The sequence below is a fragment of the Protaetiibacter mangrovi genome (genome assembly GCF_024752305.1).
GTDB classification, from domain to species: domain Bacteria; phylum Actinomycetota; class Actinomycetes; order Actinomycetales; family Microbacteriaceae; genus Homoserinibacter; species Homoserinibacter mangrovi.
The window spans coordinates 570,772-585,669 of record NZ_JANTHX010000007.1; the positions used below are offsets into that span (position 1 = coordinate 570,772).

Consider the following 14,898-nt stretch of genomic DNA (forward strand, 5'->3'; position numbering starts at 1 on the left):
GTCAGCTCGGCTGGACGGTCACCCAGCCGCCGCCGAACTTCGGTTCGCGCCCGTCGCCCGATGAGGTGCCGGTCAGCCGCCGTCTCACCCACGGGCCGACGTGCTCACGGTAGTACGCCGCCCCGCGCAGGCGCGCGGACTCCGGGAGCTCGGGCAGCGACCACCACCCCTCCGGCTGGGCGAGCCCGAGCGCCTCCAGCAGCCGCGCCGCCACGCGGTGGTGCCCGCGGGTGTTCATGTGCAGGCGATCCTCCGACCAGTACGTCGGCAGGGTGAGCTCGGGGTCGAACCAGTTCATCGCGCGCACGATGTCGGGGCGGTCGGCGATCCGCGCCTCGACGGCGCGGGAGAGCAGGTCTCCCCGGCGACGCATGACCGCGCCGAGCGGCAGCTGCCGCGTGGGGTTGGCCCCCGACAGCAGGATCAGCTGCACGCCCTCCTCGTCGCAGCGCCGCAGCACGTGCGCGAACAGCTCGACGATGCGCCCCACATCCGCCGAGGGCCGCAGGATGTCGTTGCCGCCGCCGTTGAAGGAGAGGTGGGTGGGCTTCAGCGCGAGCGCGGGCTCCAGCTGCTGCTCGACGATGGGGCCGATGAGCTTGCCCCGGATCGCGAGGTTCGCGTACTCGACGGGCTGCCCGGTGGCGTCCGCCCAGCCCTGCGCGGTGAGGTCGGCCCAGCCGCGCACGGTGCCGTCGGGCAGCTCGTCGCCCATGCCCTCCGAGAACGAGTCGCCGATCACGACGTAGCGGACGGTCACGGGTGCCTCCGGGGGATGACGAGGGGTCGGGAGTCGCGGACGAGCACCTCGACGGGGAGGCGGTAGACCGCGGAGACGAGGGGCTCGGTGAGCACCTCGACCGGCGTGCCGAGGGCGCGCAACGCGCCGTCGTCGAGGAGCGCGACGCGGTCCGCGTAGGCGCCGGCGAGGGAGAGGTCGTGCAGCACGACGACCACGGTGCGCCCCTCGCCCACCAGCTCGCGCGCGATGCGCAGCACGTCCTCCTGGTGGCGCAGGTCGAGGGCGGCCGTCGGCTCGTCGAGCAGCACGATCGGGGTGTCCTGGGCGAGCACCCGGGCGAGCGACACGCGGGCGCGTTCGCCGCCCGAGAGCTCGGTGAACCGCCGGTCGGCGAGGTGCACGACGTCGGCCCGCTCGAGAGCCGAGCGGATCGCCTGCTCGTCGCGGTCGCGTCCGGGTGTGCGCGCCCAGGGGCTGCGCCCCATCTCGACGACCTCGGCCACCCGGAACGGGAAGCTCACCGCGTTGTCCTGGGTGAGCACCGAGCGGATGCGCGCCAGCTCGAGCGGGTCGATCGCGTCGACCGGCCGGCCCTCCACGAGCACCCGGCCGGCATCCGGGACGCGCTCCCCCGAGAGCGCCGACAGCAGCGTCGACTTGCCCGCCCCGTTCGGGCCGACGAGGGCGAGCAGCTCCCCCGACTCGACCCGCAGGTCGACCTCGCGCACGACGGCCCGGCCGCCGAGCGACACCGTGACCGCCTCGGCCCGGATCACGCCCATCCCCCCGAGGCGCGGCGCTGCCGCCAGAGCAGCACGAAGAAGAACGGTCCGCCGATGAGCGAGGTGAGCAGGCCGATCGGCAGCTCGGCCCCCGGAACGAGGGTGCGGGCCAGCAGGTCGGCGACCACGAGCAGCAGCGCGCCGCCGACCGCGCTCGCGACCAGCAGGGCCCGGTGCGAGGGCCCCAGGATCATGCGCATGAGGTGCGGCACCACGAGGCCGACGAACGCGATGATGCCGACGAAGGCGACCGCCGCACCCGTCAGCAGGGCCACGAGCACGATCGAGCCGAACCTCAGCCGTTCCACGTCGATGCCGAGGTGGCGGGCGTTGCGCTCCCCGAGCGCGAGGATGTCGAACCGCCGGCCGAGGGCGACCGCCACCGCGGTGCCCGCGACGGCCACCACCGCCACGATCGCCGCCTCGCGCCACAGCGACCCGCTGAGGGAGCCGAGCTGCCAGAACACGATCTGCTCCCGGCTCGCGCTCCCGGCGAGGAACAGCAGGAAGGCGAGCCCGGCGCCGCCGAACGCGTTCACGGCGATGCCGGTGAGCAGCAGGGTCACGACCTCCGTGCGCCCGTTCGCGCGCGAGACGCCGTAGACCAGGAGCGTGGCGAGGAGGCCGCCCGCGAACGCGAGCACGGCGATCGTCCACTCGCCGAGGGCCAGCATGCCGCCGACGATCGCGATCGCCGCCCCGAGCGCCGCCCCCGAGGACACGCCCACCACTCCCGGCTCGGCGAGCGGGTTGCCGAAGATCGCCTGCATGACCGCGCCGGCCACCGCGAGCGCAGCCCCCACGGCGCACGCCATGACGATGCGCGGGAAGCGGATCACCCAGAGCGCCGCCTCCGTGGTGGGATCGTCGGGCGCCCAACCGTTCGGGATGCCGAGCGAGCGCAGCAGCGATCCGACGACCTCCGTCAGGCTCACGCCGAACTGCCCGGCGATCGCCGACACCAGCACGGCCGCGACGAGCAGGGCGCCGAGCGCGATCCCCACGATCACGCGACGACGGCCGAGGTGCGCAGGTGCGCTCACGGAACCCGGTACAGCCACTCGTCGGTGCCGAACTTCTCGGCCACGAGCTGCTCGGCGCGCGCGAACTCCTCGGGGGTGATCTCGCCGTCGTGCAGGCCGTGCAGCGAGCGGAAGGTCTCGATCATGCGCTCGATGATGGCGGCGCGCGGCAGGCCCGTCTGGCTGCGCAGCGGGTCGACCCGCTTCTGCGCCGACTTGGTGCCCTTGTCGCTGAGCTTCTCGCGGCCGATCCGCAGCACCTGCACCATCTTGTCGGCGTCGATGTCGTACGACATGGTCACGTGGTGCAGCACCGCCCCGTCGGCCAGTCGCTTCTGGGCGGCGCCCCCGATCTTGCCGCTCGGGCTCGCGATGTCGTTGAGGGGCTGATAGGTGGCGTCGATGCCGAGCGAGCGCAGGGCCACGAGCACCCAGTCGTCCAGGTAGGCGTAGCTGTCGGCGAAGCTCATGCCCTGCACGAGCTCCGCGGGTGCGTAGAGCGAGTAGGTGACGACGTTGCCCGCCTCCATGAACATCGCCCCGCCCCCCGAGATGCGGCGCACGACGGGGATGCCGTACTTCGCCGCGTTCTCCGGGTCGACCTCGTTCTTCACCGACTGGAAGCTGCCGATGACGACGGCCGGCTCGTCCCACTCCCAGATGCGCAGGGTGGGTGCGCGCCGCCCCGCCCCGACCTCCTCGGCGAGCACCTGGTCGAGGGCGAGATGGGTGACGGGGCTGAGGGGACCGGGATGCACGAGCTCCCAGTCGTAGTCGCGCCACGTGGTGGCCCGGTTCACCGCGCGCCGCACCGCGGTCGCGATCGCCTCGGGCGAGAAGCCCAGCATGACGGCCCCCTCGGGGAGCGCGGCGTGCACGGCGGCGGCGATCGACCTGCCGTCGGCATCCGCCGGGAGCCCGGTCAGCGCGGCGTCGATGAGCGGCAGGGCGTCGTCGGGCTCCAGGAAGAAGTCGCCCGAGAGCCGCACGTCGGCGAGGCGCTCGTCGACGACATCGACGTCGACCACGACGAGCTTGCCGCCCGGCACCTTGTACTCGCCATGCACGCTCCCACCCTAGTCGCGCCTGGTTAGGCGCCCCTTACCCGGACTCAGCCGTCGGGTCGGCGTCAGCGTGCGACGTGCGCGTCCAGCCAGGCGATGACGTCGGCCCGCACCTCGGCCTGGTTCGTCTCGTTGAGTGTCTCGTGGCGGGCCCCGGGGTAGATCGTGAGGGTGACATCCGTGAGACCGCCCCGCCGCCGGTACGCGTCGGCGAGCTTGCGCACGCTCGCGGGCCCGCCGAGCGGGTCCTCCTCGCCGATCATGATGAGCATCGGCAGGTCGCGGTCGAGCTTCTTCGGGGTGCCGAGCAGGCGGATGGCGTCGGGCAGCCCGAACAGCTGCAGCACTTTCGCGTCGAAGGTCAGCGGGTCGGCGGCGAACGCCTCCCACACGGCGGGGTCGCGCGAGAGCCACTCGTGTCCCGTCGTGCCGAGGTGCTTGTGCTTCGCGTTGAGGTCGCCGCCGTTCATGTCGGTGAGGGTGCGGTAGGCGGTGCCCGAGAGGATCACGGCGTCGAAGTCGGAGGCGCGCGCGGCGATGAGCTGCTGCGCGAAGAGCGATCCGAGGCTGTGGCCGAACAGCACGAGCGGCGTCCCGGGGTTCTCGGCGCGGATGATGTCGGTGAGCTGCGCGATCGCGGCGACGGTCGCGCGCACCCCGCCCGGGCCGAGCCTGCCGAGTCTGCCCGTGTCGCCGCCCCACTGCTGCATCCCGGTGGCGCCGTGGCCGCGGTGGTCGTCGGCGTAGACGGTGTACCCGGCCGCGGCGAGCGCCTGGGCGAACGTCTCGTAGCGGGTCGCGTACTCGCCGAGGCCGTGCAGCAGCTGCACGACGCCGCGCGGCGTGGGCGCCGGCCACACGTAGTAGTGGATCGTGACGCCCTGGGCGTCGACGAAGGTGTGCGATGTCCGGGTCACGTCGCTCATTCGGGCCTCCTCGCCGCCTCCGAGCGTAGGGCGTCCAGGCGGCGCCCGGGCGCAGAGGCGCAGAATGGAGACGATGAGTCAGATGTTCCGTTCGTTCGCGACACGGAACTACCGCATCTGGTTCGCCGGCGCGCTCGTGTCGAACGTGGGCACCTGGATGCAGCGCATCGCGCAGGACTGGCTCGTGCTCGCCGAGCTCACCGACGACGACGCCGTCGCGGTGGGCGTGGTGATGGCGCTGCAGTTCGGGCCGCAGCTGCTGCTGCTGCCGGTCACCGGATGGGTGGCCGACCGCTTCGACCGCCGCCGCGTGCTCGCCGTGACGCAGGCGTCGATGATGCTGCTCGGCGCGGGCCTCGGCGTGGTGACCCTGCTGGGCGTCGTGCAGCTCTGGATGGTGTTCGGCTTCGCGCTCGGGCTCGGCGTCGCGGCCGCGTTCGACGCCCCCGCCCGCCAGGCCTTCGTCGGGGAGCTGGTCGACGACGCCTCGCTGTCGAACGCCGTGGCTCTCAACGCCGCCTCGTTCAACGGTGCGCGCCTCATCGGACCGGCCGTCGCGGGCATGCTCGTCGCCGCCGTCGGCTCGGGCTGGGTGTTCCTGATCAACGCCGCCACCTTCCTGGCCGTGCTGGGTTCGCTCGCCGTGCTGCGCCCCGCCGAGTTCACGTCGTTCACCCGCAAGGCCCGCGGCCGCGGTCAGATGCGGGCGGGCCTCGGCTACGTGCGCAGGCGGCCCGACATCCTGCTGGTGTTCGCGATGGTCTTCCTCACCGGCACCCTCGGCTACAACTTCCCCATCTACACCTCGACGATGGCGAAGGTGGAGTTCGGGGAGGGGCCGTCGGAGTTCGGCTGGTTGTCGTCGGCACTCGCGGTCGGATCGGTGGCGGGTGCGCTGATCGCGGCCCAGCGCGAGCGTCCGCGGTTGCGCACCGTGACCCTCGCGAGCGCCGGCTTCGGGGTCTCGCTCGGCGCGGCCGCGCTCGCGCCCGAGCCGGTGAGCTTCGCGGTGCTGCTCGCGATCGTCGGCTTCGCGGGGATCACGATGATGAACACCGCGAACGCCTACGTGCAGACCACGACGGCCCCGTCGATGCGTGGACGCGTGATGGCGCTGTACCTCGCGATCTTCATGGGCGGCACCCCGATCGGGGCCCCGCTGCTCGGTGCGATCGCGGATGCCGCCGGGCCGCGCTGGGCGATCGCCGTCGGTGCGGCATCCGGTCTGCTCGCCGCGGGCGTCGCGGCGGTGTTCTACGTGCGCACCCGCGAGGTGCGGCTGCGCTGGAGCCGCGAGGGGCGCTGGCCGCTGCGCATCGCCTCGGCCACCGCGGCCGACCGCGACACCGCGACCCAGGAGATCGCGATCGTCGAGGTCGAGACGCAGCGTTGACCGAGCCGCCCGTCCTCCCGGATGCGGTGCCCGCGGTCGGGCAGGATGTCGCCTGGGGAGAGACGGAGGACCGCCCGTGACCACCGCACGCCAGAACCCGTTCACGGCCCGGCTGGCGACGGCCAGCACGACCGAGTCCCGCGCCCTGCTCGTGGCGATGTTCGCGCTCGTGCTCGGCGGCGTCATCGGCTTCGCGATCATCGGACTGGGCTCGGTGCCGATCGCCGGACGGAACTCGCTCGGATCGGTCGCCGCCATCGTGGCCGCGGTCATCAGCGCGCTCGTGTTCGCCGTCGGCTACGTGCTGCCGTCGCCGGGCGCGGCCCGCCGGCAACGCCCCGAGCGCACCGTGGGGCGCCTGGTGCTCGACAACGTCGCGCTCGCCCTCGCGCACGGGTTCACCGTGCTGCTGCTCGTCACGGGGCTCTCGATCGTGCTGGGCGACGCGTTCATCGGCGCCGAGGTGTACCCGTTCAGCGCCGCGCTGCTCGTCGGCATCGCCTCGGCGCTCAGCGCGTACGTGTCGTTCCTGTCGGCCGCCGGGATGACCACCACGCGCGTCGCGACCGTCATGGCGGTGTTCCTCGTGGTGGGCGTGATGACGGCGATGATCTCCGCATCCGACCCCGAGTGGTGGCAGAAGAACATCAGTGCGCTCGGCATCGGCGACGACTTCTCGAGCGCCACCTTCAACATCACGCTCATCGTGGCCGGCGTCGTGCTGACGGCGATCGCCAGCTATCTCGCCGCCGAGCTGGCCGAGGGTCGGATGGCGAGCTCGCCCCGCGACGCCGACGACCGCGGCGTCGAACTGCGGGTCGGGCTCGTGCGCTGGGGCCTCGTGCTGCTGGGCGTGTTCCTCGCCTGCGTGGGCGTCTTCCACGTCGACTGGATCGAGTGGGTGCACAACACGTTCGCGACGGGGCTCGTGGTGATCTTCGCCGCGCTCGTCATCGGCATCCGCCGGCTCGTGCCGCGCCTGCCCGCCGTCTTCGTGACGGTGGGCTTCGCCTTCCTGGCCGTGGTGGTCGGAGCGTCGGTGCTGTTCGCCGTCGGCATCTACAACCTGACGGCCGTCGAGATCATCGGCTTCGCCCTCATCTTCACGTGGCTCGTGCTGCTGATCCGGAACGTCTCGGCGGGCAGCCAGGACGCGGCCGCCGCGTGACCGCGCCGCGGTTCGTCGGCCAGGTCGACACGGTGCGCGACGGTGCCGGCTGGCGACCGCTGCGGCTGCCGGCCGACCAGTTGCGGAGGGCGCCCCAGCCTCTCGAGGTGCTGGGTTCGTTCACCTCGGGGGTCCGGATGCCGGTGCGCACGGCGGCACGCCGCCTCGTGCTCGAGGTGAGGGTCGACCGGCTCGTCATGGCGCACCTGGACGCTCCCGAGCATCCCGCGGAGTTCCTCGCCGAGGTCGACGGACGGATCGTCGGGCGGGCCGCCGCCGCGAGCACCGGACTCATCCGCGAACGGCGCGACGCGAGATGGGACCGCGAGCCGGCACCCGCGACGCGCCTCGAACTCCGCCTCGACGACGGCGCCACGGCTCCCCGGGAGGTGGTGATCTGGATGCCGATCGACGCCGCCGTGGCGGTCGACGCAGTCACGGGGGACGCCCCCGTCGCCCCCTCCCCCGGCCCCGACGGCCCGCACTGGGTGCACCACGGGAGCTCGATCAGCCAGGGGGCGACCGCACGCGACGCCCGCTCCACCTGGCCGGCCCTCGTGGGGCGCGAGCTCGGCCTCCGCTGGACGAACCTCGGCTTCGGCGGCAACGCGCAGCTCGATCCGATGACGGCCCACGGCATCCGCGCCCTCGACGCCGACGTCGTGACGCTCGAGCTCGGCATCAACGTGGTCGCGGCCGATGGGATGCGCCGACGTGCATTCGCCTCGGCGACCCACGCCTTCCTCGACCTGGTGCGCGACCGCCGGCCGGAGGTGCCGATCGTGGTGATCGGCGCCTTCGCGTGCCCCGCCCTCGAGAGCACCCCGGGCCCGGGGCGCGCGGGTCCGGACGGTCGGCTCGTGGGCACGCCGCGGGAGGGCGATGCGACGGCGCTGACCCTCGAGGCGTCGCGGGAGCTGCTCGCGGAGCTGGTGGCCGCACGCGACGACCCCGCTCTCGGCTACCTCGACGGTCGGGAGCTGCTCGGTGCATCCGAGGCCGATCTGCTGCCCGACGGCCTGCATCCGGCGCAGCCCGGCCTCGACCTCATCTCCTCCCGCTTCCTCGGCCGCGCCCGCGATCCCCGCACCGCGCTCGGCCGCGCCTTCGCCCCGGCCCTCGCCCGCTGACACTCCAGAAATGCAGGAGATCCGCGGCCGCCGGGCGGCCGGCTCCGCAGAACACCGGGTGCGCCGCGGATTCCTCCTGCATTTCTGAGGAGAGAGAGGGGCGGAGGCGGAGGCTAGGGCAGGCGCAGCACCCCGTCGATGCGGCGCAGGATGCCGAGCGGGTTGTCGTCGCGCAGGGCGGGCGGCAGCACGGATGCCGGGGCGTCCTGGTAGGCGATCGGGCGCAGGAAGCGGCGCACTGCCATGGCGCCCACCGAGGTGAAGACGGTGTTCGTGGCGGGCCACGGGCCGCCGTGATGCTGAGCCCAGGAGACGGCGACCCCCGTGGGCCAGCCGCCGAAGAGCACGCGGCCCGCGCGCGACGCCATCGCCTCCGCGAGGCCGACGACGTCCTCCCCGGGTTCGGCGTGCAGGGTCATCGTCAGACTGCCCTCGAGGGCCTCGAGCACCGCGTCGCGGGCGGCGGGGTCCGCGTACCGCACGAGCACGGTCACCGGACCGAAGACCTCCTCGAGCAGCTCGCGGTGCGCGAGCAGGGTCGCGGCATCCGCGGCGAGCACGGTCGGCGCGGTCGCCGACCCCCCGCCGGCGAGCACCTCCACCCCCGGCACGGCGGCCGCGCGGTCGCGCCCCGTCTCGAAGCCGGTGGCGATCGTCTCGGTGAGCATGCGGGGGGCCCCGGTTCCGACCGAGGCCGGGAGCGCCGCCTCGAGCGCCGAGCCCGCGGGCACCAGCACGAGCCCGGGCTTCGTGCAGAACTGGCCGTCGCCGAGCTGGAACGAGCCGGCGAGCCCGGCGGCGAGCTCCGCACCGCGGGCCGCATCCGCCTCCGGGGTCACGACGACGGGGTTCAGGCTGCCGAGCTCCCCGTAGAACGGGATCGGCTTCGCGCGGGCCGTGCAGCGGTCGAGCAGCGCCCGCCCGCCCCGCAACGAGCCGGTGAAGGCGACGGCCTCGATCTGCTCGGCGTCGACGAGCGCGAGCCCCTCGTCGAAGCCGGCGACGGTCTGGAACGCCCCCGCGGGGGCTCCCGCGGCGGTGAGCGCCCCCGCGACGAGTTCGGCGGTGCGCGCCGAGGTGCGCGGGTGGCCCGGATGCGTCTTCACCACCACGGGGCAGCCGGCCGCCAGAGCGGACGCCGTGTCGCCCCCGGCGACCGAGAACGCGAAGGGGAAGTTGGATGCGGCGAACACGGCGACCGGGCCGATCGGGCGCAGCATCCGGCGCAGTTCGGGGCGCGGCGGCACGTCGCCCGGGTCCGCGTGGTCGATCGTCGCCTCGAGGTACCCACCCTCCGCGACCACGACGCCGAACTTGCGCAGCTGCGCCGTGGTCCGCGCGAGCTCTCCGCGCAGCCGGGCGTCGGGCAGCGCGGTCTCCTCACCGGCGACGGCGACGAGCTCGTCGGCGGCACCGTCGAGGGCGTCGGCGATCGCGTCCAGCAGTGCGACCCGGTCCGCGACCGACATGGCGGCGAGCGCGGGGGCCGCGCCGGCGGCCCGCCGGGCGATCTCGGATACCTGGTTCATGCGACGTCCTCCTCGCGGAATCGGATGCCGAGACCGAGCCGCGGACCACCCGCGACCCAGCCGTCGGAGAAGCTCAGCCCCGGGTCATCGACGAGGGCCCCGAGGGTCTGGAAGCGGGCGTCCTCGACGTCCTCCACCCAGCAGGGCTCCGGCAGCGCGAAGGCCACCTGGGCGGACAGCTCGGGCAGCAGGTGCGGCGCCACCCGTGCGCCGGCCTCCCGCACCTCGCGGGCGATCTCGAGGAACGGGGTGATGCCGCCCACGCGCACCACGTTCGGCTGCAGCACCTGGATCCCGGCGTCGAGGGCCTCCCGGAAGCGATGGACCGTGTGGAGGTTCTCGCCCGCCGCGATCGGGATGTCGATGCGCCGGGCCAGCTCCCGGTGAGCCGCGAGGTCGTCGGCGCGCAGCGGCTCCTCGATCCACGCCGGACGCACCTCGGCGAGCAGGGCGAGGGCGCGTTCCGCGGTCGGCAGATCCCAGCGCTGGTTCGCGTCGATCATCAGCTCGCGATCCGGCCCCAGCACCTCGCGCACCGCGCGCATGCGCTCGAGGTCCTGGTGCGGGTCGACGGACCCCACCTTCACCTTCACCGCCCGGTGCCCGGCCGCCACCCAGCGCTCGACCTGGGCGACGAGCTCGTCGAGCGGGTAGTGCAGGTTGACGCCGCTGCCGTAGACGGGCAGCCGCTCCTGCGTACGTCCCAGCAGCTCGGGCAGGCCGAGCCCGGCGCGCCGCGCCGCGGCATCCCAGAGGGCGAGGTCGACACCGGCGAGTGCGATCGTGCTGATGCCGCCGCCGCCGGCCTCGTGCACGTGGGCCCACGCATCCGACCATCCCGCGGGATCGGCGGCCCGGCCCGTCCACCAGCGTGCGAGCTCCTCGTCGAGGAACGCGCGGACCGCACCCGCCCCGATGGTCGGGGTCCAGCTGAATCCGTACCCCGTGATCCCGTCGGCGCACCGCACCTCCACGGGGAGCACCGTCACACTCCGGACGTCGGGCGCCCAGTGCCGGCTGAGCGGAACCGTCATCCGTGCGACGCGGATGCTCTCGACGACGGGCGCGGTCATGCGCCGACGATCCGTCGTCCCTCGTCGAGGATCGCCGCGAGACGGTCGAGCTGCGCCGAGGACGGGTCGACGAGGGGCGCCCGCACCGACCCGACCGGCACGCCGTCGAGGCGCAGGCCCGCCTTGATGAGCGAGACCGCGAACCCGGGGGTCTCGTCGCGGAGGGCGACGAGCGGACGGTAGAACGCGTCGAGCAGGCGATGCTGCAGTCCGAGATCGTCGTCGCGCAGCGCCGTCCAGAACGCGGAGGCGATCCGCGGCTCCATCGCGAACACCGCCGAGGAGTACAGCGGCACCCCGATCGCCCGGTAGGCCGCCTGGCTGAGCTCGGCCGTGAGCAGGCCGTTGAAGAAGAGCAGGTCGCCGCGGCCCGCCTCGTCGGCGAGCCGCACGAACTGCTGCGCGAGGGCGATGTCGCCCACGCCGTCCTTGATGCCGACGACCCTCGGATGCCGCAGCAGCCGGGCGACCCCACCCGGGGTGAGGCGTCCCGCTCCGCGGTGGTAGAGGATCACGGGTAGCTCGCTCGCGGCGAGCACCGCCTCCGCGTAGGCGACCACGCCATCCGGCGGCCCCTCGACGAGGTACGGGGGCAGCAGCAGCACCCCGTCGGCGCCCGCCTCCTGAGCGGCGCGGACGCAGTCGAGTGCGTGTCCGAGCGGACCCCCGGCGCCCGCGATGACGGGAACGCGACCCGCGACCGCATCGACGGTGACCGACACCACGGCGGCGTGCTCCGAGACGGACAGCGCGTGGAATTCGCCCGTGCCGCACGCCGCGAACACCCCGCCGGGGCCTGCGGCGACGCGTTCGTCGACGTGCCGCCCGGTCGCATCCAGATCGACCCCGCCGTCGTCGTCGAACGCGGTGACGGGGAAGAACAGCACCCCCTCGGCGAATGTCGGCTCAGGCACGCTCGACCTCCTCGAACTCGGTGCGCCAGGTGCGCCTCGCCCGCCACCCGAGCAGTCGTTCGGCGCGCGCGCTCGAGAACAGCGGCGCGGAGTCCCCCAGCCCGGCGGCCGCCGCAGCGGAGCTCGGGAGGTGCTCCGCGACGGCGTCGCGCACCGACCCGCGCACGAGGGCGTCGGGGGCGCCCACGAAGAACACCTCGCCGTTCGGCACCGAGGCCGCGTGATCCAGCCACGCGACCACGAAGTCCCCCGCGTCGCGTGCGTCGAGGTAGTTGAAGAGCGCGACCGCCGAGAACTCGGGATGGTCGAGGCGCTCCGCGATCGTATGCCCCTGTTGGGTCGGCGCCCCCCGCCACTCCTCGGGCGCGATCACGTAGCAGGGCCGGAAGGCACCCACCCGGATGCGATCCCCTTCGCGGCGCGCGGCCATCCGCATGAGCTCCTCGACCGCCACCTTCGACAGCGCGTAGGCGTTCCAGGGGGCGACCGGATGCTGCTCGTCGAGCGGCAGGTAGTGCGGCGCCCACCCGGTCGGGGCGCCGTAGCCGATCACCGTCGGGCTCGACGCCGCGAGCAGCGAACGCGCACCCACGCGCAGGGCGTCGCCCAGCACACCGAAGGCGAGCGCCGTGTTGACGGCGTACAGCTCGTCGTCGGGTGCGGCGAACGGCACCGGGATCGCCGCGAGATGCACGACCTCGTCGGGTCGCACCCGGGTGAAGAGCGCGTGCCGGCCCTCGGCGTCGAGCAGGTCGAGCTCGACCTGCTCCGCCGGGAGGTCGTCCGCGAGCACGCGATCGACCGAGACCACCTCGCGTCCGCTCTGCGCGAGCGCCCGCACGACGCTGCGTCCGAGGCGGCCCGCCCCTCCCGTGACCAGGGTGCGCGTCACGCCCCCACCCCCGGCAGGTCCGCGGCCGCGACGCCCAGCTCGAGCTCGGAGACGCGCACCGCGGCGCCGGTCTCGAGCGACCGGTTGCCGGCGAGGCCGACGACGACCGCACGCACGCCGTCCCGCCACCCGGCGGCGCGGCCCAGCGGATCGGGCTCGGCGCCCGCGAAGACCTCGCGCAGCAGCAGCGCGTCGCCGCCGCCGTGGCCTCCCGATCCGTGCACGATCGGCACATCGCGGGCCGCCTCCCAGTGGCGTTGCACGAGCAGTCGCTCGCTCACCGGCCGCGCGCCCTCGGCGACCACCAGGTCGGGCCGCGCGCTCGGGTCCACCACCACGTCGCCGTCTTCGTCGAGCATGACGGCTCCCCGTTCGACGACGGTGAGCTCCGCGCGCCCGGCGGTTCCGTTGACGGTGACCGTGTACCCCTCCCACGGCGCGTGCGCGTTGAGGGAGTACGACATCGAGGGCCCGCCCGCGTAGTCGACGACGAGCGAGAGGTTGTCCTCGATCGTGATGCCCGCGTCGAAGACGTCGCGGTCGCGGAGGTAGCCGTCGTGCGCCTCCTGCTCGAGGTAGAGCCCCGCGAAGAGCGGGTCGCGACGCAGGTCGAGGCTGAAGCGGTCGCGCAGCGCGGAGTCGGTGGTGCCCCGCTCGGGGCGCGGTCCGAGTCCGCGACGCGCGGCGTTCTCCGCGCCGTAGAAGCGCAGACCGCCGGACGCGTACACCCGCACGGGGGAGTCGCCGATCCACCAGTTGACGAGGTCGAAGTGGTGGGAGGCCTTGTGGATGAGCAGGCCGCCGGAGTTGGCCTTGTCGCGATGCCAGCGGCGGAAGTAGTCGGCGCCGTGCGCGGTGTCGAGCACCCATTCGAAGTGCACGCTCGTGACCTCGCCGATGTCACCGGAGGCGATCACCTCGCGCAGCGCGCTGTTGCGCGGCGCGTAGCGGTAGTTGAAGGTGATCGTGACATCGTGCCCCGTGCGCTCGACCGCCTCCGCGATCCGCCGCACCCCGTCGACGGTGGTCGTGAGCGGCTTCTCGACCACCACGTCCGCACCCGCCTCGAGGGCGGTGACGATGTAGTCGGCGTGCGTGGCATCCGGACTCGTCACGATGACGGTGTCCACCGCGTGGGCCCGCACGGCGTCGGCGAGGGCGTCGAGGGGGAACACCGCCGGCTCCCCGAGTGCCGGGAAGCGGGCCGCGGACCAGGCCAGCCGTCCCGGGTTCGTGTCGGCCCAGGCGACGAGGCGCGCGACATCCGCATGGGCGCCCGCCATCGCCTCCAGGTACATCTGGGCGCGCGAGCCGACTCCGACGAGCGCGTAGTTCGTGGTGGTCATTTGATACCCGTCGTGGCGATGCCCTTGACCAGGTACTTCTGGCCGATCAGGAAGGCGAGGAACAGGGGGATGAGGGAGACGACGCTCATCGCGAACATGGCGCCGTAGTTGGAGCTCGACTGCGCGTCGACGAAGCCCTTCAGGGCGATCGACACCGGGAAGTTGTCTCGGGTGCGCAGGTAGATGAGCGGACCGAAGAAGTCGCCCCAGGTCCAGATGAACGTGAAGATGGCGGTGGTCGCGAGGGCCGGGGTCATGAGCGGCAGCGTGATCTGCGCGAAGATGCGCGGATGCCCGGCGCCGTCGATGCGGGCCGCTTCGAAGATCTCCTTCGGGAGGCCCCTGATGAACTGCACCATGAGGAACACGAAGAAGGCGTCGGTCGCGAGGAACTTCGGCACGATGAGCGGCAGGAACGTCTCGAGCCACCCGAGCTCGCGGAAGATCACGAACTGCGGCACCAGCACGACGTGGAAGGGCAGCATGATCGTGCCGAGCATGATCGCGAAGAACAGGTTGCGCCCGCGGAAGCGCAGCCGCGCGAACGCGTAGGCGGCGAGCGAGCACGAGATCAGGTTGCCGAGGATCGCCCCGAGCGACAGGATCGCGGAGTTCAGCAGGAACTGGCTGAACGGCAGCCCCTGCGCGTCCCATCCGTCGATGTAGTTGTCGAGCGTCAGGTCGGTCGTGAAGATCGACAGATTCGTGAAGATCTCGTCGTTGGGCTTGAGCGACGACACCACGAGCCAGATGAGCGGGTAGATCATCACGAGCGAGAGCAGGATCAGGATCGTGTGCTTGACGACCGAGAGCACGCGGGCCCGGCGTCGGTAGTTCCGCACGGGCCGCGGCGGCGCGGCGGGTGCGGCCGGGAGGGCGGCCTGCTCGGTGGCGGCTGCAGAGCTCATCGGTGAGCC

General features: G+C 73.2%; 14 protein-coding genes. 3 read left to right on the forward strand and 11 right to left on the reverse strand.

From position 1 onward, the window contains the following. Position 1 precedes the first annotated feature (1 nt). The 5 genes from NUH29_RS10410 to NUH29_RS10430 all read right to left on the reverse strand — a co-directional run bounded on the left by NUH29_RS10410 (position 2) and on the right by NUH29_RS10430 (position 4,536). Positions 2-760 (reverse strand): SGNH/GDSL hydrolase family protein, encoded by a 759-nt coding sequence (locus tag NUH29_RS10410; RefSeq protein WP_258799048.1) that lies wholly within the window; start codon positions 758-760, stop codon positions 2-4. After that, positions 757-1,524 carry a heme ABC transporter ATP-binding protein gene (locus tag NUH29_RS10415; RefSeq protein ID WP_373317450.1) on the reverse strand — a complete coding sequence of 256 codons (768 nt, stop codon included), beginning with the start codon at positions 1,522-1,524 and terminating at the stop codon, positions 757-759. Before NUH29_RS10415 ends, NUH29_RS10410 begins: the two co-directional genes overlap by 4 nt. Further along, positions 1,515-2,567 (reverse strand): FecCD family ABC transporter permease, encoded by a 1,053-nt coding sequence (locus NUH29_RS10420; protein WP_258799050.1) that lies wholly within the window; start codon positions 2,565-2,567, stop codon positions 1,515-1,517. Before NUH29_RS10420 ends, NUH29_RS10415 begins: the two co-directional genes overlap by 10 nt. Continuing rightward, the gene (gene lplAB / locus NUH29_RS10425) at positions 2,564-3,613 is read right to left on the reverse strand and encodes a lipoate-protein ligase LplAB (protein ID WP_258799051.1); all 1,050 of its coding nucleotides are present in this window, start codon (positions 3,611-3,613) and stop codon (positions 2,564-2,566) included. Before lplAB ends, NUH29_RS10420 begins: the two co-directional genes overlap by 4 nt. Before the next feature lie 62 nt (positions 3,614-3,675). Beyond that, positions 3,676-4,536: an alpha/beta hydrolase gene (locus NUH29_RS10430; RefSeq protein WP_258799052.1), complete on the reverse strand. Its 861-nt coding sequence runs from the start codon at positions 4,534-4,536 to the stop codon at positions 3,676-3,678. A 73-nt stretch (positions 4,537-4,609) separates the two neighbouring features. On the opposite strand from NUH29_RS10430, the gene NUH29_RS10435 reads away from it, so the two are divergent. The 3 genes from NUH29_RS10435 (at position 4,610) to NUH29_RS10445 (ending at position 8,227) form a co-directional block, all read left to right on the forward strand. Next, complete coding sequence (locus NUH29_RS10435) at positions 4,610-5,929, forward strand: MFS transporter (RefSeq protein ID WP_258799053.1); 1,320 nt, start codon at positions 4,610-4,612, stop codon at positions 5,927-5,929. Positions 5,930-6,005: 76 nt separating this feature from the next. Next, positions 6,006-7,097 (forward strand): hypothetical protein, encoded by a 1,092-nt coding sequence (locus NUH29_RS10440; RefSeq protein WP_258799054.1) that lies wholly within the window; start codon positions 6,006-6,008, stop codon positions 7,095-7,097. After that, complete coding sequence (locus NUH29_RS10445; RefSeq protein WP_258799055.1) at positions 7,094-8,227, forward strand: GDSL-type esterase/lipase family protein; 1,134 nt, start codon at positions 7,094-7,096, stop codon at positions 8,225-8,227. Before NUH29_RS10440 ends, NUH29_RS10445 begins: the two co-directional genes overlap by 4 nt. A 113-nt stretch (positions 8,228-8,340) precedes the next feature. Here the strand turns inward: NUH29_RS10445 and NUH29_RS10450 are convergent, their stop codons facing one another. Genes NUH29_RS10450 through NUH29_RS10475 form a run of 6 tightly spaced genes read right to left on the reverse strand, consistent with a single transcriptional unit; the run spans position 8,341 to position 14,889 of the window. After that, positions 8,341-9,756 carry an aldehyde dehydrogenase (NADP(+)) gene (locus NUH29_RS10450; RefSeq protein WP_258799056.1) on the reverse strand — a complete coding sequence of 472 codons (1,416 nt, stop codon included), beginning with the start codon at positions 9,754-9,756 and terminating at the stop codon, positions 8,341-8,343. Beyond that, complete coding sequence (locus NUH29_RS10455; RefSeq protein WP_258799057.1) at positions 9,753-10,829, reverse strand: mandelate racemase/muconate lactonizing enzyme family protein; 1,077 nt, start codon at positions 10,827-10,829, stop codon at positions 9,753-9,755. Before NUH29_RS10455 ends, NUH29_RS10450 begins: the two co-directional genes overlap by 4 nt. Next, positions 10,826-11,743 (reverse strand): 5-dehydro-4-deoxyglucarate dehydratase, encoded by a 918-nt coding sequence (locus tag NUH29_RS10460; RefSeq protein ID WP_258799058.1) that lies wholly within the window; start codon positions 11,741-11,743, stop codon positions 10,826-10,828. The genes NUH29_RS10455 and NUH29_RS10460 overlap by 4 nt, the downstream gene beginning before the upstream one ends. After that, positions 11,736-12,635 (reverse strand): NAD-dependent epimerase/dehydratase family protein, encoded by a 900-nt coding sequence (locus NUH29_RS10465; RefSeq protein ID WP_258799059.1) that lies wholly within the window; start codon positions 12,633-12,635, stop codon positions 11,736-11,738. Before NUH29_RS10465 ends, NUH29_RS10460 begins: the two co-directional genes overlap by 8 nt. Next, on the reverse strand, positions 12,632-13,981 hold the full coding sequence (locus NUH29_RS10470; RefSeq protein ID WP_258799060.1) for a Gfo/Idh/MocA family protein: 1,350 nt from the start codon (positions 13,979-13,981) through the stop codon (positions 12,632-12,634). The genes NUH29_RS10465 and NUH29_RS10470 overlap by 4 nt, the downstream gene beginning before the upstream one ends. Further along, entirely contained in the window at positions 13,978-14,889 is a 912-nt protein-coding gene (locus tag NUH29_RS10475; RefSeq protein ID WP_258799061.1) for a carbohydrate ABC transporter permease, read from the reverse strand. The genes NUH29_RS10470 and NUH29_RS10475 overlap by 4 nt, the downstream gene beginning before the upstream one ends. Positions 14,890-14,898 lie beyond the last annotated feature (9 nt).

Excerpts from the sequence above, each read along its gene's own strand:
- NUH29_RS10415 (WP_373317450.1), bottom strand. The coding sequence starts at position 1,524 with ATGGGCGTGATCCGGGCCGAGGCGGTCACGGTGTCGCTCGGCGGCCGG.
- NUH29_RS10430 (WP_258799052.1), bottom strand. The coding sequence starts at position 4,536 with ATGAGCGACGTGACCCGGACATCGCACACCTTCGTCGACGCCCAGGGC.
- NUH29_RS10435 (WP_258799053.1), top strand. The coding sequence starts at position 4,610 with ATGAGTCAGATGTTCCGTTCGTTCGCGACACGGAACTACCGCATCTGG.
- NUH29_RS10450 (WP_258799056.1), bottom strand. The coding sequence starts at position 9,756 with ATGAACCAGGTATCCGAGATCGCCCGGCGGGCCGCCGGCGCGGCCCCC.
- NUH29_RS10455 (WP_258799057.1), bottom strand. The coding sequence starts at position 10,829 with ATGACCGCGCCCGTCGTCGAGAGCATCCGCGTCGCACGGATGACGGTT.
- NUH29_RS10470 (WP_258799060.1), bottom strand. The coding sequence starts at position 13,981 with ATGACCACCACGAACTACGCGCTCGTCGGAGTCGGCTCGCGCGCCCAG.
- NUH29_RS10475 (WP_258799061.1), bottom strand. The coding sequence starts at position 14,889 with ATGAGCTCTGCAGCCGCCACCGAGCAGGCCGCCCTCCCGGCCGCACCC.